We start from the raw sequence: 19,183 nt of genomic DNA on the forward strand, positions 1-19,183 counted from the left end.
TCCCGTTTGGTTGGATCAACGCAGGTCGAATTGCAGTTCTGCGATCAGGGTGCGCTGGGTGTAGGGGTGGTAGGCCCAGTAGCGTTTGTTGCCCAGGTTATCGATGCCGACCGACGCGCTCCACTGCCGATCCAGCCGGTAGCGCAGCCGCACGTCGGTCACGCAATAGCTACTGACGCCGGTATAGCTGGAGCCGTTTGGATCGCTGTTGTCGAGCGTGCCGTATTGCTTGCCGCTGTAGCGCGCGCCCAACGTGGCGGACCAGTTGTCGTTAGGGTGATAGCTCGCCAGCAGGGTGGCGCGTTGGCTCGGCACGCGTGGCTGTTCCTTGCCGATGCTGGCAGGGAAGCGCGTGTTGTCGATGATGCGCGAATGGGTGGCGGTAATGCTGCCGCTCAGGTCGAAGCCACGCCACAGGAGGTCGGTGGCTTGCGTCGCCAGTTCCAGTCCGCTGGTGCGTATCAGGTCGATGTTCTGGATGTTGGTCACGTTCGGAATGACGGTCACGTCTTTCTGCGAATACAGGGCGTCGCGGGTGCGTTCATGGAACAAGGTGGCGCGCAGCGAACCGCTGTCGAGCCGGTGCTCGGCAGTCAATTCGCCGGTCCAGGACTTTTCCGCTTTCAGATTGGGATCGTTGTTGACCAGCGTGTCGTCGACGATGGCGCCCTGGTACAACTCGGCGACCGTCGGGAATCGCACTGCGCGGCCTAGCGAAGCCTGCACGTTCCAGTCCTGGGTCAGTGCATGGGCCAGCGCCAGCTTCGGCGAGAAGGCGGTGTCGCGGCGTTCGCCGAAGCGCTTGGCCGATTGTGCATTGGCGATGTCGCCGTCGAAGGCATGCCATTGCTCCAGTCGCCCACCCAGTGTGGTTTTCCACTGGTCTGCGAAGCGCCAGGTGTCCTGCGCATACACGCTCTCCAGGCGCGTATCGCCGTCGTAGCGCGACAGGAAACCAGCGGCGCCGCCACCGCTCCAGTCGGTGCTGGACGACACCAGCGTGCGCAGGCGGAAGGCGTCCCGTTGCACACCAAAATCGACCACGTGGCTGCCGTCGGGATTGGGGCGCCAGATGCCTTTGGCGGCCAGTGTGTTCCAGCCGCTGCCGCTCATGTCGGTCAGTGTGCCGGCCTTGGCGCCGGGGGCGCCGTCGGTCAGCACGGTCGGCGTACGCACCAGGTCGCGGTGGTAGTCGTAGGCGCTGGCGGCCAGTTCCCAGTCCCATTCCCCTTTACTGTGGCTCTTCAGCGACATCCCTTGCATCCAGTGATCCAGCGCTCCCTTCGACGGCGCGAAGTCCGACGGCGTGAGGGTGTACCGGCGGCCATCGATGTTGACCTGGCCGCTGCTGATGGTGTTGCCCGCGCCGTCGCGCAGATAGGACTCGGCGTGGCGATCCGCCTCGTTGTTCCACCAGCCCAAGGTGTAGTTGGCGCGCAGCGTCGGCGTCAGATCGTAGCTGAGTTTGACCTTGGCATGGTCTTGTACAGTGTGGATCTGGTTGGTCGCGCCCAGTACCAGCCAGTCGCGGTTGGATGGATTGCGGTCGGCGATGGCGCCGCTGACCGGCGTACCGCCCTTGCCGCCGGCCACGCCGTCGGTGAGCAGGCGGGTGGCGAAGGCGATCGGCTGGCCGTCGTTTTCGAGCCGGCTCAAGCTGAGCCACCAGGCCAGCTTGCCGCTGCGGTCGCCGACCGAGACACTGCCGTTGTGGCCGCGGAAGTCGCGGTCGGTGGCGTACTGGCGGAAGTCTTGGCCGAAGGCCGCAACACGGGCGTGGACCTCTAGTGCAGTTGGCATGCGGGTCAGATAATCGACCACCGCGCCCACCGAGTTGCCAGGATAGGCCGCCGAGAACGGACCATACAGCACGTCGACGCGTTCGATTTCATCCGGGGTCACCAGGCCCCAGCGTGGGGTATAGACAGCGCCGTTGCCGAGTAGGTTGGATAGCAAGATGCCGTCCGCATAGACCAAGGATCGGGCGCTGTTGCCGGTTCCCGAGGCGCGGCTGGCGAGCACCGCATGGTCGTAGTCGCCGATGTAACGTTTGCGGACGTTCAGGCTGGGAAAGTATTTGAGCGCATCCTCGGCATCGGTGGCATTGATGGTTTGTTCGAGTTGCGCGGCGGTGATGCCTTCGATGGTGGTCGGTATCTGGGTCGGCAGCGAAGTAGGGCGGCCGCCGTTGATCGTCACCATAGCCAGTTGTGCGGGCGCCGCCGGCGCGTCTTCAGCCCATGCCTGCTGCACCTGCAGGGCCATGGCGCTTAGCAGGAGAATGCCGCCGACGCGGCGGGACGATACGTTGTGTGTGGATGACGACATGGAAAATCCTTCAGCATTTTTTTTGCAATGTTTTTTTGGGGCGAGTTTTTCCCTGGCCCCGGTGGGGCCAACTGGACGCTCTGCGACATGGGACGGTGTATCAGGCCGCGATCGGCGGCCCGCGTGGGCTGGATTTGAGGCTAAGTGGACTGGAAACTATCGTGCGGCCCGGCAGCGGGCGTGTGCGTGACAGACCGGCGTGCACTGGCGTCGACAGCGCCCTCAGCGATGGCAGCGGCGGCAGCGGCGTCGGTCCGGGACATTGCTGGCAGTCGTCGATCTGCATGACGCCGCCCGGCGCCGAGGGTATGCGCTTGAGCGGAGCCACGCTGCCGGGAGCGCGGCAAATATCCTGCGCTGCGTCAGGCGTGGCTTGGGCATGCACCGCATGCAGCAGGGTGGGGGTGCCCAGGTTGAACAGGAGCGCAAGACTCGCGATCCAGAACATCAACCCCTGCTTATTCAGTAAATTACCCATGCATTAATTATAGTTTTCGAGCCGTATTTTAACAAGCATTTTATTTACTTCTTTAAGTGGGTTTTCGGAGGAGATGAAAAAAGCCCGACGCTGGGGTCGGGCTTGGACTGAAGGACGGAAACTTACCAACCGATGCCAAATATCAGGTGCTCCGGTTGCACCGCCATGATGGTCGAGCTTTGATTGGCCACATCGTCATATGGGAAGCCGTAGGCCAATCCGCGTACGCCGTGGTCATGCCAGAACTTCGCGTAGGCATTGGCCGGCGCGCCGCCGTACCAAGCTGGCGGCGTGTTCCACTGGCTCGCATCTTCCATGACGTGACGGTTGAACGCCGCGCAGACCTGTGCTTCGATGGCCAGTTCGGTGCCGTTGCCGTTGGCTAGCGCTCCCGCGCCGTTCAACACATCCTGCGTGCTGGGCTTGCTGACCAGGTAGTCGCCGCCCACGTAGGCGCCGTTGTTCAGGTTTAGCTCGGTCAGCACCAGCTGGTTGCCGCGCACCCCGCCCTGGAACCGGCGCGCACCGACGTCCATCGACAAGGTATGGCCGCCGTAATAACTCCACGCTTGATCGATATAGGCGTCGAAATAGTGGGCGTTGGCCTGGCCTGTGCCGAAACTGCCGTTGGTCGGCGCCGGGATGCGAATGGCGCCGGGCGGCGGATGGAAGGCGGCCGGCGTCTCGGCCAGGAAGGCGCTGAAGAGGGCTGCGCGGTCCTGGTTGATGCCGGTCTGCGCATGCACGCTGTTGCCGGAGCCGTAAAGGTCCAACAGCAGCGGGAAACTGAACTGGTCGACCTGGGTCGTGTTGATCCACAGGCCGGCATTGTTGTAGCTGAACTCATACCAGTCGAAATTGACGTCGATGTTAGGATCGGTAGGATTGAGCACATTCGGTCCCGCGAAGCCCACATTGCCGTTGGCGTCGTTGAGGATCTTGATATACATCGGCCCGCCCAGCGAGACGAACACGCGGCCGGAATCCATCTTCGGCAGCGTCAACTGCTTGCTCTGGGCAAGCGTGAAGAAGTAGTTGCTGTAGTTCTGGCCATTTTTGCTGAGGTGGCCGCCGGCCTCATTGTCGGCGGCCGAGGCGGCGACGATGGTGCCGTCGGGTTTCAGCCATGAGAACTGGCCGGTGGCCGGATCGCGCGCGATCACGGCCACATACACTTGGTCGTCGCGGAATGCGCCCTTGGTATTGTTCTGCAAATCGACGCCGATCACGCCGGGACGCGCGGTATACGCCGGAGCGGGGCGGACGATCAAGGCCGCCGCATTCGATGTCGCACTTGCACCGCTGGCGTCGCTCACCTTGACGTCGTACTGCGCGCCGTCGTCGCTTGTGGTAACTGGGGGCGTGTTGTAGCCGGCTAGGGTGGCGCCGCCGATGTCGACCCCATTCTTGCGCCACTGGTAGTGATATGGGCCCGCGCCAGCGGTACCGATGGTGAACGCCGCGCTTTGATCCAGCAGCACGGTTTGGGTGGACGGCTGCGTGAGGATAGCCACCGGCGGCGGAGTGGCAGCGCTGTCGCCGTCGTTGTAGACGCCGAACTCGTACAGCGAGTAGCCATACTGCGACGAGCGCCGGCTACCATACAGGCGGACGTAGCGCGCGGTCACCTGCGCGAAGGTACACGTCTCGAGTCCGCCGGTTCCCGCCACTTGCGAATATGCCGTTGCCCAGGTCTGATTGTCGTGCGAAGTCTGGATTTGGTACTCCGTGGCATACGCCCCCTCCCATTGCAGCGAGATGCGATTGAATGCCAGCTCGGAACCGAGGTCCACCGCCAGCCAGGAGGGATCCGTGAAGGTCGAAGCCCAACGCGTATCGGACCTGCCGTCGACCGCGTTGGCGGCGGTAGTGTCGCCGTTTTCCACACCGCTCGCGGTGGCCGGGCGGCCCAGAGCCAGGTTAGTGGTCGATGCGACCGGCGCGAATGTCGCTGCGATAGCATGCGCTGCGATTACGTTGTCGAAAGTGTAGCGGTCGCGCGGCGCGATGGCCTTGCCGTCGACAAGCAGCGAGGCGACCGCATAGCCGGTGGCCGGGGTGAAGGTGAATGTCTGGCCGGCGCCTTGCGCCACTTGGCTGCCGGTGGGGCTGACGGCGCCGTGGTCGCCGGTGCTGGCCGCAATGGTGTAGTGCGGCGTCGCGGTGCTGTTATATATTTCGAACTCCAACAGGGAGTAACCGTATTGTGACGAACGCCTGGTGCCGTACATGCGGACAAAGCGCGCCGTCGTCATCGGCAGCGCGATATCTTCGGTGCCGCCGGCGCCGTTGTCCTGGGAGTAGAGCGTGGCCCAGTTCTGGCCGTCGGTCGATGCCTGGATCTGGTATGCGGCGCCGTAGGCCGCCTCCCAACGCAGCACCACGCGGTCGAAGCTGAGCGAAGCGCCTAGGTCGACGGCGATCCATGACGGGTCGATGAAGGCTGACGACCAGCGCGTTCCGGTGTTGCCGTCCACCGCATCGGCGTCATGGAAGCCTTGGTCTTGCACGCCGCTGCTGGTTACGCGCTTGCCGAATGCGAGGTTGACGCTGGCACCTGCCCCCGCTGTGCCTGCGCCGGCCTGTCCGCCTGGCGCAACTGGCGCCGTGATGACGGTCAGCCTGGCCGCCTGGCTGCTGACACTGCCGGCACCGTTGCTAACGACCACCGAGATCACGACGCCGTCGTCGGCCGCTGTCGTGCTGGCGATAGTGTAGGCCGGAGCCTCCGTCACCGCCAGCGGCAAGCCGTTTTTCAGCCATTGGTAGTGCAGTGGTGCGGTGCCGCTGGCAGCGATCATGAATGTCGCGTCCTGGCCGGCATTGACGCGCTGGTCGACCGGCGGTGAGATCATCGCCGGCGGAACCGGCTTGTTGTATAGCTCGAACTCATACAGCGAGTAGCCATATTGGGATGAGCGCTGGGTGCCGTACAGCCGGATGTAGCGTGCCGTCGTTGGTGCAAAGCCGAAGTCCTCGATGCCGCCGACACCTGCGGTCTGGGTGTAGACCGTACTCCAGTTAAGCATATCGTCGGATACCTGGATCTGATAGGCGGCACCGTAGGCGTTTTCCCAACGCAGGACGACACGATTGAAAGTCTGGGGCGAGCCCAGATCGATCGACATCCAAGATGGGTCGGCATGCGCTGACGACCAACGCGTATCGGCCTTACCGTCTACGGCGGCGGAGGCGGGATGGCCATCATCTTCCAACGCGCTGGAGTCGGTGGGGCGGCCCAGCGCCAGGTTGATGCTGGCGGCTTGTGGCCCGAAGGTGGCGCTGATGCGGTGCGGCGCTTGCAGGTTGTCGAAGGTGTAAGTGCTTTGGATGCCCAGGCTCTTGCCATCGACCGTCAGTCCGGTGACGGCGAAGCCGGGTGCGGGGGCGACGGTGTAAACCTGGCTGCCACCTTGGTAAATCGCAGTATCGCCGCCTGGCGTCAGCGCTCCGTTTGCGCCGCTGCTGGCCGATATCACATACTGCGGCGTGGCGGTGGTGTTGTACACCTCGAACTCGAACAGCGAATAACCGTATTGGCTGGAACGGCGGGTGCCATACATGCGCACATAGCGGGCGTTGACGGCGGCGAATCGGATGTCCTCCACACCGCCGACACCACTGGTTTGGGTGTATACCGGAGTCCAGCTCTTTTGGTCGCCGGACACCTGGATCTGGTACGCCACGCCGTATGCCGCTTCCCAGCGCAGTACCACGCGGTCGATGGTCTGGACCGCGCCGAGATCGACGGCGATCCACGACGGGTCGGCGAATGCCGAAGACCAGCGCGATCCTGCGTTGCCATCCGTCGCCGCAGCCGCCGAATCGCTGTCGCCTTGCGAACCGCTGGCGCTGACGTGTCTGCCCAGGGCGAGGTTGGCGCTGGGGCCCGATGGCTGCGGAGGTGGCGTATTGGTGTCGCCTCCGCTGTTATTGACCGGTGCGGTCACGGTCAGCGTCGCGCCGGCGCTGGTGACGCTGCCGCCGCCGTTGCTGATCACCACGCTGTATCGGGCGCCGTTGTCGTCGGCGCCGAGTGGTGGGGTGATCAGCAGCGGGCTCGCGGTGACACCGGCCGGTGCGCCGTTTTTGTACCACTGGTAGCTGAACGGGCCGTTGCCGTCAACCATGACGCGCCACTGGGCTCTGTCGCCCTGCTGCGCGCTCTGGTCAGCAGGCTGGAGTGAGATCACCGGTGGTGCGATGGTGGCGCCGCGGACGCACAGGGCCCACCCCGGCGTGTTGACGATAATGCCGGCGACCGTGTTGCCGTTCGAGAAGGCGAAGTAGGCGCTGCTTGGGTCGTTCGGCACCGGCGTCGTGGTCCAGCTGCCCCAGGGTGTGGGAAAGCCGCAGGCTGCATAGTTGGCGCCGGCGATGGTCATGGCTTCGGCGCGGGTGGGCAGGCGCATGCCCACCGAGGCGCAGTATTGGGCGGCGACAGGTTGGGTGAATTGCGCGCCTTGTTGCTGGAAGGTGGTGACGTACTGCTGCCATTCCAGCTGGCTAAGATTATCCTTCACGGTCGGCACGAAGGGACCGGACGGAATGCCGGGTACCGTGGAGCTGTACTCTCCAGACAGCGCTCCTTGCAGCGCATAGCGCTCGCCGGCTCCGCATTGCGGCACATCGTGGACTTCAAATTCGAACAGCGAATAGCCATAGGCGGTGGCGCGAGCGGTACCCAGCATACGCACGTAGCGTGCGCTGACGCTAGGGAAATGCAGCGTCTCGGTGCCGCCGTGACCCACACCCTGCGTATATACCGTGCTCCAGCTGGCGTTGTCGTCGGACGTCTGGATCTGATAGGCGGAGCCATAGGCGTTCTCCCACACCAGCGTCACTTGATTAAAGGTGCGCACCGCGCCCAGGTCCAGCGCGATCCAGGACGGATCAACGCCCGGCGCCGAGGCCCAGCGGGTGGATGTGTCACCATCGATCGCATAGTTCGCGGCACTGGCGTCGTTCTGCCGGCTGCTCGATGTCGCGCTGGCGCCGACGGCGAAATTGACGCCGCTGCCGCCGCTGACGTCGAGCGTTGCAACCAGGCTGGACACGCTGCCTGCGGCATTGCTGACGATGACGGTGTAGTCGCCGGCATCCTTGGCCTGTGCGGCGGCGATGACATAGCTGGCGTCGTCGCTTCCGACCGCCACTGCGCCGCGCCGCCACTGGTAATGCAGCGGGGCGGAGCCACTGGCCAGCACACTGAAGCTCAGACCCTGGCCGGACGAGACCTTTTGGCTGCGCGGTGCGTTGATGATCGATGGCGCTATCGGCGCGCCCACCGTCAACACCGCACCGGTCGAGGTGACGCTGCCGACGCCGTTGCTCACCACGACGCTGTAGACGACACCGCTGTCGGCCGCCTGCATCGCTGGCGTCGCGGTGACGCTGTCGGTGGCGCCGGGGATGGTGACACCGTTGCGTAACCACTGATAGCTCAACACCGGGGAGCCCGCCGCCGTGACCGCGAACTGGGCGCTCTGGCCGCTGGCGATGCTTTGCGCGGCGGGTTGCGTGACAATGGAAGGAGCGCTGGGCGCCATCACCGTCAGCGTGGCGCCGTCGGAGGTCACGCCGGCGACCTGATTGCTGACCTGGACGCTGTAGCTCGCGCCATTGTCGCCCAATTGAGAGACGGGCGTGGTGTAGTCATAGCTGTTGGCGCCGGCGATAGGCTGCTGGTTTTTCAACCACTGGAAACGCAGCGGACCGGTGCCTGAGACCAGCACGGTGAAGTGGGCGGTCTGTCCGACCGCGACCAACTGGCCGATAGGCTGGGCCACCAGTTGCAGCTCGCTTGGCGCTGGCGCGGCGACCTGCAGTGTCGCACCGTCGTAGTACGCGGGGCTAGCTAATGGCTGCACGTCGAAGGTGACGCTGCCGTCGCCCAGGTGGTCCGCATGCGCACTGACCGTCACCGTGCCCGGCACAAACTGGGTCTTGACGGCGACCTTGGCGATGCCGCCTTCGGCCGACAAGTTGGGATCGCCGGGAGCGTGGAAGCCCGCAGGCTGGCCGGCGCTGACCGCATGGTCGGCGCCGCCGCGATAAGTGCCAGGACCGCTGACGCTGAAGGTCAGCACCGGCTTGGCATCGAACACGCGATTGTTGTTGGCGTCGACTACCGTGGCAGTGACGAAGGCGGCGTCGCTGCCGTTGGCGCTCAGGACAAAGGCATTACCGTCCGGCTTCACCAGTTCCGGCTCGACCGTCAGCAGCAGGTGGTCAGCGGGACCAGCGGTGACCAGCTGGTCGCTGGCGACCACGTGGCCAAAATTGTCGAGGCAATCGGCGGTCAGGGTGCCGGGCTGCCAGTTCACGTCCCAGTGCGCTTGTGCCGGCAGCAGAGTGGTGGCCTGACTGGTGTCGGCGCTGGGATCTGCGTCCTGCGCATTGGGTGCCACGTCGGCTCCCTGTTGTTGGCCGTTGATCAGCAGTCTGACCAGCGGGCAGTTGCTGAAGGCGTTGACGCGCACCATACCGGCGCGGTTCCAGTGGTGGCCCAGCTTGACCACCGGCTTGACGTCGAACGGCGTCCAAGCGGCCTGGTAGATGTAGTACAGCAGTCTGGGCTCCCGGTTGCCGTCCATCATGGAGGCGGCGTTACCGCGCACCATGGTCGCTGCCATGCCGTCGACCTGGGTTTCGATCTCGCCCGGGGTATCGGCCAGATACCAGTGTGCAATGCCGAAGGACTTGGCGCGCACGCTGTTGCTCCAGTCCTTCAGGTACGGCGCGGCGAAGGCCAGCTCAACGTCGTAAGCGGCGCGCGCGGCGCCCATGCCCCAGTATTCCGAACCCCAGGCCGGCACGTCGGGAAAGGCCCGTTTGGTCAGGATGTCGCAACCCTGCTGGCTGCATCCGAGGATGTCGCCGTTGGCTGGATTGGGTGTGCGGTCGGACTGGGCTCGCGGCTGGATGGGATCCCAGACGTGCGACAGGGCTTTCAGACTTTGGGCAAAAGCCGTGTCGGTGGCGCCGTTGTCGGCCTCCCAAGCCAGCACCGAGGGGTTGTTGCGGCCGTTGACGATCACGTCGCGGTGCAACTCCTGCTTGAGCAGCGCGTTGTCGGCGCTGGTGCAGTTGGTGGTGATGGCGGCGTCGCACAGGATGGCGAAGCTGTTCTCGCCATCGCCCGACGGTTGGATCACCATCACGCCGTAGGCGTCGGCGGCATTGAGGAATTCAGGCCCTTCGCTGGAGTGGCCGGGACGGTACAAGCTGCCGCCAGCGTTGGCCAGCAGGCGCAGGTCACGCCATTTCTGTTCGGCAGGCATGGCCGAGCCGAGCGCGGGATAGTCATAGCGGCCTGACGCCCCCCACAGATAATGAGGATGGCCGTTGATGATCGGGAAATTCTGGTCCCACGAGATGGTGCGTATGCCCAGCGGCGTGCTGACGGCATCGACCACGTTGCCGGCGATGCTCACGCTGTGCAGCACGTGGTACAAGTAGGGTTTGCCGTAGACGCTGTTGTTGGGATACCAGAGCGTAGGATAGGCGACCGTCAACGTCTGGTCAAAGGCGATCGGATGCAGGTCGGGCAGTACATTGGCCGGCGCAACGCGACTTTCCTGCGCGGTCGCCACGACATTGCCGGCGGCATCGACGATCTGCGTGGTCAGCGTGACCTGCTGGTCGCCCGCATACTCGTTGAGCACATTGGTGCGCACTTTAATGGTCGCCGATGCGGCGTCGGCGCTGAGTGTGGCCACATGGGTACCCCAGGTGTTGAGCACTGAGTAGACGTTTTGCGGAATGTGCACCCGGTCGGTGATGTGCATGCGCACCGGCCGGAACAAGCCGGCGTCGGATTGGCCGAAGCGGAAGGCGCCGGAAAAACCTGGCGACTTGAAGAATTTGTCGTTGCGCGCTACCTTCACCGCCAGCACGTTGTCGCTGCCGTCGAACTTAACGCTGTCGGTGATGTCGACCACGAAAGGTACAAAACCGATCACGTGGGTCGCGTTGGGGTTAACCGTGCTATTACCGGGAACGAATTTGCCGTTGATGTAGACTTGGGCGCCAACGTGGGCGCCCTCGAACTCGACGAAGATCTTGCGGTTCGCGTAGTCCGGCGCGAGCTTGAAATGCTTGCGGTACCAGTTCAGATTGCCCGTTAACTGGCCTTCGTTGCCACCCGCTTCCAGATTGAGGAAAGTATCCTGGTCGCTGGGCGATTGCGGCACGCCGACTGCAGCCCAGCGGCTGTCGTCGAAGGCCGGCGCCATCGCGTTTTGCGGATCGACGTCCTTGATATAGCGCCAAGGCGTTTCGCCCAGATTGATGTTGACGCGATTCGACACCGGTGCTGCCACGCCTTGCGCGCCGGCGCCGGCGAATCCGCCGAGTGCCAGCAGCGCCGCCATCAGTAGCCGGAGCGATCGCCGTCCTATCCAGCAGCTCTTGCCAAGTTGAGTCATGCTATCTCCATGTTGTTATTGTCCATGTGTGTTATTACGCGCCTGCGGTTTGTGCGGCAGCAGATAGCGCCAGGCCAGGCCGGGAAACGCCAGCACAGCGAACAGCGCCAGGGTGACGACCCGAATTTCCCATCCCATCGGCGGCGCACTGCCACTGCTGGTCTGCAACAGCGTGGCAATGCCCATCCACATGCCGTAGCACAGCAGCCATGCAAAGGTGTCGAGCCAATGCGCGGGAAGGGGCGCCGGCGGCGCATACAGACGGCGGCCAAGCGCGCGGGCAAACGGTAGGTTGGCCAGCGCGCCGGCCAGTATCAGGTTGATCCAGACTGCTAAACTGGTATTCACGATGGGCTCCTCACAGGCTGCCGTAGGAGTGCAGGCCGGACAAGAACATGTTCACGCCCAGGAAGGCGAACAGCGTCACGCCGAAGCCGACTAGTGACCACCAGGCCAGCAGCGTGCCACGGACGTTCTTGACCAGGCGGGTATGCAGCCACGCCGCATAATTGAGCCAGACGATCAGCGCCCAGGTTTCCTTGGGGTCCCAGGACCAGTAGCCGCCCCATGCCTCGGCGGCCCACAGCGCGCCGAGGATGGTGGCGATGGTGAAGAACACGAAGCCCAGCGCGATGGCCTTGTACGACAATTCGTCGAGCCAGGCGCGCGAGGGCAGGCGGCTGGCGAAGGTGGGATGGCCGGCCAACAGCCAGGCCGCGCCAAACACCGCCGCGATGGAAAAGGCACCGTAGCCGATGAAGTTGGCCGGGACGTGAAGTTTCATCCAGTAGGACCGCAGCGCCGGTATCAGCGGCTGGATTTCATGTGCGCCCATGCCGTATCTGAACATGAACAGCACGGCGGCGGCGACTGGCAACATGGCGAATACGCCCAGTTGGCGGCTGCCGAACTGGCGCTCAAGATGCAGGTAGAGCAGGGTCGTCATCAGGCTGAACAATACAAACACCTCGTAGAGATTGGAGACGGGGATGTGGCCGATGTCGCTGCCCAGCAAATAGGATTCGTACCAGCGCACCAGGAGTCCGGTCAGGCCGAACAGGCAGCCCAGCCATGCGGTGCGCGCACCCTGGTTCAGCCAGTAGGCGGAACGCCGCCACCAGCCCATCCCGTACATGACGGTCGCGCTCCAGAAGCCCAATCCCATCCACATGATTGCGCATTGGCTGGACAGGAAGTACTTGAGCGCGAAACTGCGGTCGGCATTGCTCAATTGGTGGCTGTAGAGCGCCAACGCGACCAGGGTCAGTGCCGCGCTGGCGAGCGTAAGCGCTTGCAGTGCGCGCCAGAGCAGGGCCATGCCGGCCAGGCCGGCGGCGCTGAAGAGCAGGATGCCGATGTCGAAGCTGTCGAGCGATGCGGCGTGCCGCAGCAAGACGTAGCAGCAGGCGCCGGCCAGTAGCGACAGGTACAGGCAGTCGCGGATCAGGCCGGTGCTGCGGGTTGGCGACGGCGGCAGCGTTGGTGGGCAGTGTGGGTAGGTGGACATGGGACTCACTTTGCGGTTGCGGTGGATGGGGCGGCGGCGGCCAGGATCAGGCGGCCGATGGCGTCGCGGTGACGTTCAAATTCATTCTGGAGGGCCGGACTGTGGCGGTTCGCGCTGAACGCCAGCAGCAGCTGGTGTGGATCGGCGTGCAGCCAGAGCCGACGCTCCTGCACGAAGTACATGGCCATCACGCCCAGCGCCAACAGGGCTGAACCCAGATAGACCATCATGGCGCCGGGGGCGTGGGTGACTTGCAAGCCGCTGGCATTGACCTGTTCGTAGCGCTCGAACTGGAACAGCGCGGGCAGCTGCAGCTCCAGTGCCTCATTGTGGGCCTGCAGGATGTCATGCACCAGGCGCGGATCGGCGGGGCGTATCAACTGTTGCGCGGCGCGCTCCAACAGTTCGAGGTACAGGCGGCCGACGCGCATCTGCTGGTTCTGGTCGCCGTCAGCGGGGACCAGTCCGGCCAGCGCGCGATAGCCCTGGACGGAGAAGCCTTGCAACAAGCGCTGGGCGGCCGTTTCCAGTGCCGCGGCCAGATGCCGATCCTGCACGCCGGCTGCCACCGCCTTGGCGGCGCTGGCGCGGCGGGCCGGATCGCCCATGGCCTGCAGCAGTTGGCGATAGCTGCCCAGGCTGGCGTTGGCGTCGGCCGGCAAGCGGAGGTAGCGCAGCGCGGCGTCTTGCTGGCCACGATGACCGAGCAGGAAGTAGCTGGCGCCGTCGATCATTGCGGGACGCTGGTAGACATGCCACTCGTCGGATTGGCCCAGCTTGTCGCGCAGGCGGAACGACAGCGACGGGCCGACGTCATGCACGCGTTCACCCGGCAAACCTTGCGAGCTCCAACGGCGCTCAGGTGCACGGTCGTTGCAAAAGACGTTGATGGCGCGCAGCTCGCTGAATTCGAGCGTGTACGGCTCGCCATTGAGCAGCAGGGGGCTGCCGCGGCCCACGGTGCCGCTCACGGGCTGTCCGGCGGCGCCGTCGAGCGGCAGCATGTTGAGCCGGACCTTGCTGCCGCCGTCGGCAAATCCCGACTGGAACAGCGTGACGCCGCGATAGGTGTAGGGATGATTCACTTGCAAGGTCACCGGTAGGCGGCGGGCGCCGTCGACGATGTCGATGTCGCTGGCGAAGTCCTTGGGCTGGCCGTTGGCATAGTGCTCGATGCGGAAGCGCTTCAGGTGGACCGCGAATGGCAGTTGCTGCTGCAAATAGCCGTCGCCCAGTTGCAGCAAGGCAGTATTGGAACTGTCGCCCTCGGTGACGTTCATGCTGGCGCGGAAGGAGCCGGCGTCCGCCGGCAGGCGGCTGGCAGCCGGCACCTGAGCCGGTTCCAGGTCGCGGGTTTCCAGTCGCAGCGCGCCGCTCCACAAGCGCAGGCGCAGGCCGACGTTGCCGTCCACCAGGCCCCCGGCGCAAATGAGTACCATCGCGCCGTGCACCAGCAGGTAGCCGAGCCGGCGTGCGCCGCCGCTGCGGGAAGCCAGCAGGTAGCCGTTGGTGCTTGCCGCTTGCTTGAAACGGAAGCCTTGCGCGCGCAGGTAGGCGGCCAGCGGCGCGGCCGGCATGCCACCCGCCGGCAAGTCCAGCTCCACGCTGTGCGGGAGCTGGCGCAGGCTGGCCAGGCTCTTTTGCTCGCGGAAGCTGCGCAGGTCGCGCAGCATCGCGGGGGTGTTCTGCCATAGGCAAAGTGTGGTTGAGCAGGCCATGAAGGCGAGCATCAGGAAGAACCACGGCGCGTGATAGACATCGGTCAGGCCACAGCGGTCGAAGAAGGCGGCCCAGAATTCGCCGTAGCGACTGACGTAGGTGACGGCCGGCTGGTTTTGTTCCAGCACAGAGCCGGTGGTGGCAGCCACCGCCACCACGGTCAGGATGGCGATCGCGAAGCGCATGGAGCGCAGTAGGTTGAGCAGCGCGCTCATGCTGCCATCCTTGCGTCCGGTGCGGCGACGCTGGGGCGGCGCATCAGCCAGTAGACGGCGGGAATTACGATCAGCGAAAAAATCGGCGCGCTGATCATGCCGCCGATCAGGGGCGCGGCGATGCGCTTCATGACGTCGGCGCCGGCATCGTCGGAGACCATCACCGGCAGCAGGCCGCCAAGGATCACGGCCACCGTCATCGCCTTGGGGCGCAGGCGCAGCAAGGCGCCGGCCAGGATGGCGCCCAGCGCGTCGGGGTGTTCCTCCATCGCCTGGTCGAGGTAAAGCAGCATGACGATGCCGAATTCGGTCGCCACGCCGGCCAGCGCGATCAAGCCGATGACGACCGCCACCGAAATCTGGTAACCCAGCAGATAGGTCAGCCACAGGCCGCCGATCAGCGAGAACGGCAGGCAGGCCAGCACCAGCGCCACCTTGGCGAGGTTGCGGAAGTGCAGGAATAGCAGACCGGACACCAGCATCAGCGTCATGCCGATGGCGCTCCACAGGCGCGCCTTGCCTTCCTTGAAGTTCATGTACTGGCCTTGCCAGCTCAGGGTGTAGCCCGGTTCGAGCACCAGCTCCCGGTCCAGCAGCCGCTGGGCCTGTTCGAGGTAGCCGCCGGCATCGGCGTCTTTCAGGTCGACATAGACGTAGGCCACCGGGCGCGCGTTTTCGCTCTTGATCTCGGTCGGACCGTCGGCCACGCTCAGGTGAGCCACTTCGCGCAGCGGCACGATGGCGCCGCCGCTGCCCTTCAGGCGAATCTCTTCCAGTCCGCCCAGGCCTTCGCGCTCGCCGCGTGGATAGCGCAGCGTGATCGGATACCGCTCGCGGCCGTCGATGACCGTGCCGATGCTTTCGCCGCCAAGGGCGTTTTGCACGGCGCGCTGGATGTCGGCGACCGACAGGCCGTAGCGTGCGGCGGCCTCGCGCTGGACATCGATATCGATGTAGCGGCCGGACTGGCTGCGTTCGGCGAACACCGAACGGGTGCCTGGCAGCCGGCGCAGCAGGGTTTCCACCTGGCGGGCCTGGCGTTCCAGCGTGGCCAGGTCGGGACCGCTCAACTTGACGCCGAGCGCGCTGCGTATGCCGGTCGACAGCATGTCGATGCGGGTCTTGATCGGAAATCCCCAGGAATTGGTCAGGCCGGCCAGATGCACGGTCTGGTCCAGTTTCTGTATCAGTTCGGCGTTGTTGCGGCTGGCGCCCGCCGGCCATTCGGCGCGTGGCTTGAGCATGATGCTGGTCTCCAGCATGGACAAGGGCGCCGGATCGGTCGCGCTGTCGGCCCGGCCGGCCTTACCGAATACCCGCGCCACTTCCGGCATCGCCGCGATCAGGCGGTCGGTGCGCTGCAACAGGTCGGCCGCCTCGGCCACCGAGATGGCGGGCAGGGTGGTCGGCATGTACAGCAGGTCGCCCTCGTCGAGCGGCGGCATGAATTCACTGCCGATGCGCTGCAGCGGAATGGCGGTGCTGGCCAGCAGCGCCAACGCCAGCAGCACCGTGGTTTTGGGCCGCGCCAGCGCGCCTTCCAGCAAAGGGCGGTACAGCCGCTTGAGCACGCGGTTAAGCGGGTTGGCCGATTCGGGCGGCAGGCGGCCGTTGATCGCGTACCCCATCAGCACCGGCGTGAGCGTGATGGCCAGCATTGCGGCGGCGGCCATCGCGTAGGTCTTGGTGTAGGCCAGCGGCGCGAACAGGCGCGCTTCCTGGCCGCTGAGTGTCAACACCGGCAGGAAGGAAACGGTGATGATCAGCAACGAGAAGAACAGCGCCGGTCCAACTTCGGTGGCGCTCTTCTGCACCAGTGGCCAGATGTCGGCGCCGCGCGGGCGCGCGGGCTGCTGCTCCAGATGGCGATGCATGTTCTCGATCATGACGATGGCGGCATCGACCATCGCGCCGACGGCGATGGCGATGCCCCCCAGCGACATGATATTGGCCGACACGCCCTGCAGGCGCATGATCCACAGCGCCGCCAGTATGCCCAGCGGCAGGGTGACGATGGCCACCAATGCCGAGCGCAGGCGGAACAGGAACAGGCCGCAGATGATGGCGACGGCGATCGACTCTTCCAGCAGCTTGTCGCGCAGCGTATGGACGGCGCGCTCGATCAGGCCGGAGCGGTCGTAGGTCGTGACGATGTCGACGCCGGGCGGCAGGCCTTTTTTCAGTTGTTCCAGGCGCTGCTTGACGGCGGAAATGGTGGCCATCGCGTTTTCGCCGTGGCGCATGACGACGATGCCGCCGGTGACTTCGCCCTTGCCATCCAGGTCGGCCAGGCCGCGGCGCGGCTGCGGGCCGGTAGCGACGCGCGCCAGCTGCTTGAGACGCAGCACGCCGGCCTCGCTGGCGATGGGGATGTCGTCGAAGTCGGACGGCTGCTTCAGGTAGCCATTCGAGCGCAGCAGGTACTCGGCGCGGGCCATTTCGATCGGCGCGCCGCCGCTGGACTGGTTGGCGTCCTTGATGGCTTGCGCCAGCTGCTCCATGCCCACGCCATGCGCGGCCAGGCGGGCCGGGTCGGCTTCGACCTGGAACTGGCGGGCCATGCCGCCCAGGGTGGCCACTTCGGCGACGCCCGGCACGCTTTGCAATTCCAGCTTGAGGTAAAAGTCTTGCAGCGCGCGCAAACGATCGGGCGGGGTCTTGCCGCTCTTGTCGACCAGCGCGTACTCGAACACCCAGCCGACGCCGGAGGCATCCGGGCCGAGCGTGGGCGCTGCGCCGGGCGGCAGGCGGCCGCTGGCCTGGCTCAGGCTTTCCAGGATGCGTGTACGGGCCCAATACAGATCCGTGCCGTCCTTGAAGATCACATAGACGTAGGATTCGCCGAACATGGAGAAGCCGCGCACGGCCTTGGTACCGGGAACCGCCAGCAGGGCGGCCGCCAGCGGATAGGTCAGCTGGTCCTCCACCACTTGCGGCGCCTGGCCTGGCAGGTCGGTCTTGACGATCACCTGGACGTCGGACAGGTCGGGCAGGGCGTCGAGCGACAAGCGCGTAAGCGATTCAACGCCGCCGAGCAGCAACAGCATGCATGCCGCCAGCACCGCCAGGCGGTGACGGATGGACCAGGCGATGATGCGGGCGATCATGGCGTCATCTCCCGGCCGTGTGGGTGCTGATGCTGGGCCTCCGCGGCCATGGGGGACGGCGCCATGTTGTCCAGCCGCGCTTGCATCGCCTGCATCGACGCCGCGCCGTCCAGCAGGAACTGGCCATTGATCGCAACCCGGTCGCCGGCCTGGATGCCGGACAAGATGGCCACCAACTCCTGATTCTCGACGCCGGTGCTGACGCGGGCGCGGCGGAAGTGTGCGTGTTCGGCCGCCAGCACGACGAAATCTCCGTGGCCGGTGCGGATCACGGCGTCGCGCGGCACGCTCAGGCGCGGTTGTCTTCCGGCCGCGATGTCGACGTCGGCGAAGGCGCCGGGACGGAAGGCGCCCTGCGGATTGGTGAGCGCCACGCGTAGTTTGGCGGTCCGGGTTTGCGGGTCGATCTGCAGCGTGGCGGTGTCGACGCGGGCCCGCTGCTGGACCGATTTGTCCAATGCTGAGCGGAACACGATGGCGTCGCCGTTGTGGATCCATTCCAGCTGGTCTGGAAACAGCGCGATCTCGGCCCAGACGCTGCGGTTGTCGGCGTAGGACAGGATCTGCTGCATGGGATTGACGTAGTTTCCTTCATGCATGGCGAGCGTGGTCACCACGCCGTCATGGGCGGCGCGCACCTGCACCACGTCCTGCACGCGGCGGCTGCGTTCCAGCTGATCGACCAGATCGGCGCCCATGTCGGCGGCGATCAAGCGTTCGCGCGCGCGGAATTTTTCCTTGGACAGGCTGCCGATCATCGCCGCATTGGAGCTGACGATCGCCATGCTATCGCCCAGCAGGCCATCCTTGCGGGTGAGCAGGTCGATGTACTCGCGTTGGCGCTGTTGCAGTTCAGGGGAGTAGATATCGTACAGCGGCTGGCCGCGCCGCACGGTCTGGCCCACGCCCTGCACGTACAGGCGGCGCAGCCAGCCTTCCACTTTCGGGTTGACCGAGACGGTGGTGCTGTCGTCGGCGGCGATGGTGGCGAAGGCGTGGATGGCGTGCGTCATATCGGTCACGCTGGCGGTGGCCAGCTGCAGGCCCATTTTCTGTTGCGTGGCCTGGTCGACCTGGATCATGTCCATCTGGCCGGTCATGTCGGCCCCGCCGCTGCGCTCCAGACGCATATTGCAGATGGGGCAGTTACCCGGATGGTCCAGCAGGATCTGCGGATGCATGGCGCAGGTGTAGTGGGCTTGCGTCGTGTCGGAAGGAGCTGCGGGGGTGGACCGGGCGTGGTCGCCGCGGCTGGCCAGGTAGCGGCTGCCGGCGTAGCCGGCCAGCGCGGCGGCTGCCACGGTCAGGCCCAGCCCGGCCAGGAATCGTCTGCTTTGCGTACCCATGAATTTCTCTTTTTCTGATGTGTGGGGGGATGGCGGACCGAAGCCCGCCATCGG

The 19,183-nt window shown here is 65.2% G+C and carries 8 protein-coding genes; all 8 read right to left on the reverse strand.

Features of this window, described 5'->3' with window-relative positions; translation table 11 throughout:
* Positions 1–15: 15 nt before the first annotated feature.
* A complete protein-coding gene (locus AC07WS_RS20330) occupies positions 16–2,328 on the reverse strand; it encodes a TonB-dependent receptor (RefSeq protein WP_494730834.1) in 2,313 nt (770 codons plus the stop codon).
* 100 nt (positions 2,329–2,428) lie between these two features.
* Positions 2,429–2,806, reverse strand: coding sequence for a DUF2946 family protein (locus AC07WS_RS20335; RefSeq protein ID WP_494730835.1), 378 nt, complete (start codon positions 2,804–2,806; stop codon positions 2,429–2,431).
* Between the two features lie 122 nt (positions 2,807–2,928).
* Positions 2,929–11,235, reverse strand: a complete 8,307-nt coding sequence (locus AC07WS_RS20340; protein WP_494730836.1) for a discoidin domain-containing protein — start codon at positions 11,233–11,235, stop codon at positions 2,929–2,931.
* Positions 11,236–11,250: 15 nt separating this feature from the next.
* Positions 11,251–11,583, reverse strand: coding sequence for a DUF2818 family protein (locus AC07WS_RS20345; protein WP_494730837.1), 333 nt, complete (start codon positions 11,581–11,583; stop codon positions 11,251–11,253).
* A 10-nt stretch (positions 11,584–11,593) separates the two neighbouring features.
* Positions 11,594–12,742 carry a c-type cytochrome biogenesis protein CcsB gene (ccsB, locus tag AC07WS_RS20350; RefSeq protein WP_494730838.1) on the reverse strand — a complete coding sequence of 383 codons (1,149 nt, stop codon included), beginning with the start codon at positions 12,740–12,742 and terminating at the stop codon, positions 11,594–11,596.
* A 5-nt stretch (positions 12,743–12,747) separates the two neighbouring features.
* Positions 12,748–14,676 (reverse strand): cytochrome c biogenesis protein ResB, encoded by a 1,929-nt coding sequence (locus AC07WS_RS20355; RefSeq protein WP_494730839.1) that lies wholly within the window; start codon positions 14,674–14,676, stop codon positions 12,748–12,750.
* Entirely contained in the window at positions 14,673–17,783 is a 3,111-nt protein-coding gene (locus tag AC07WS_RS20360) for an efflux RND transporter permease subunit (RefSeq protein ID WP_494730840.1), read from the reverse strand. The genes AC07WS_RS20355 and AC07WS_RS20360 overlap by 4 nt, the downstream gene beginning before the upstream one ends.
* Positions 17,780–19,129, reverse strand: a complete 1,350-nt coding sequence (locus AC07WS_RS20365) for an efflux RND transporter periplasmic adaptor subunit (protein ID WP_494730841.1) — start codon at positions 19,127–19,129, stop codon at positions 17,780–17,782. Before AC07WS_RS20365 ends, AC07WS_RS20360 begins: the two co-directional genes overlap by 4 nt.
* Between the last annotated feature and the right edge of the window lie 54 nt (positions 19,130–19,183).

The sequence above is a fragment of the Duganella sp. GW821-FHT01E12 genome, assembly GCF_059422325.1.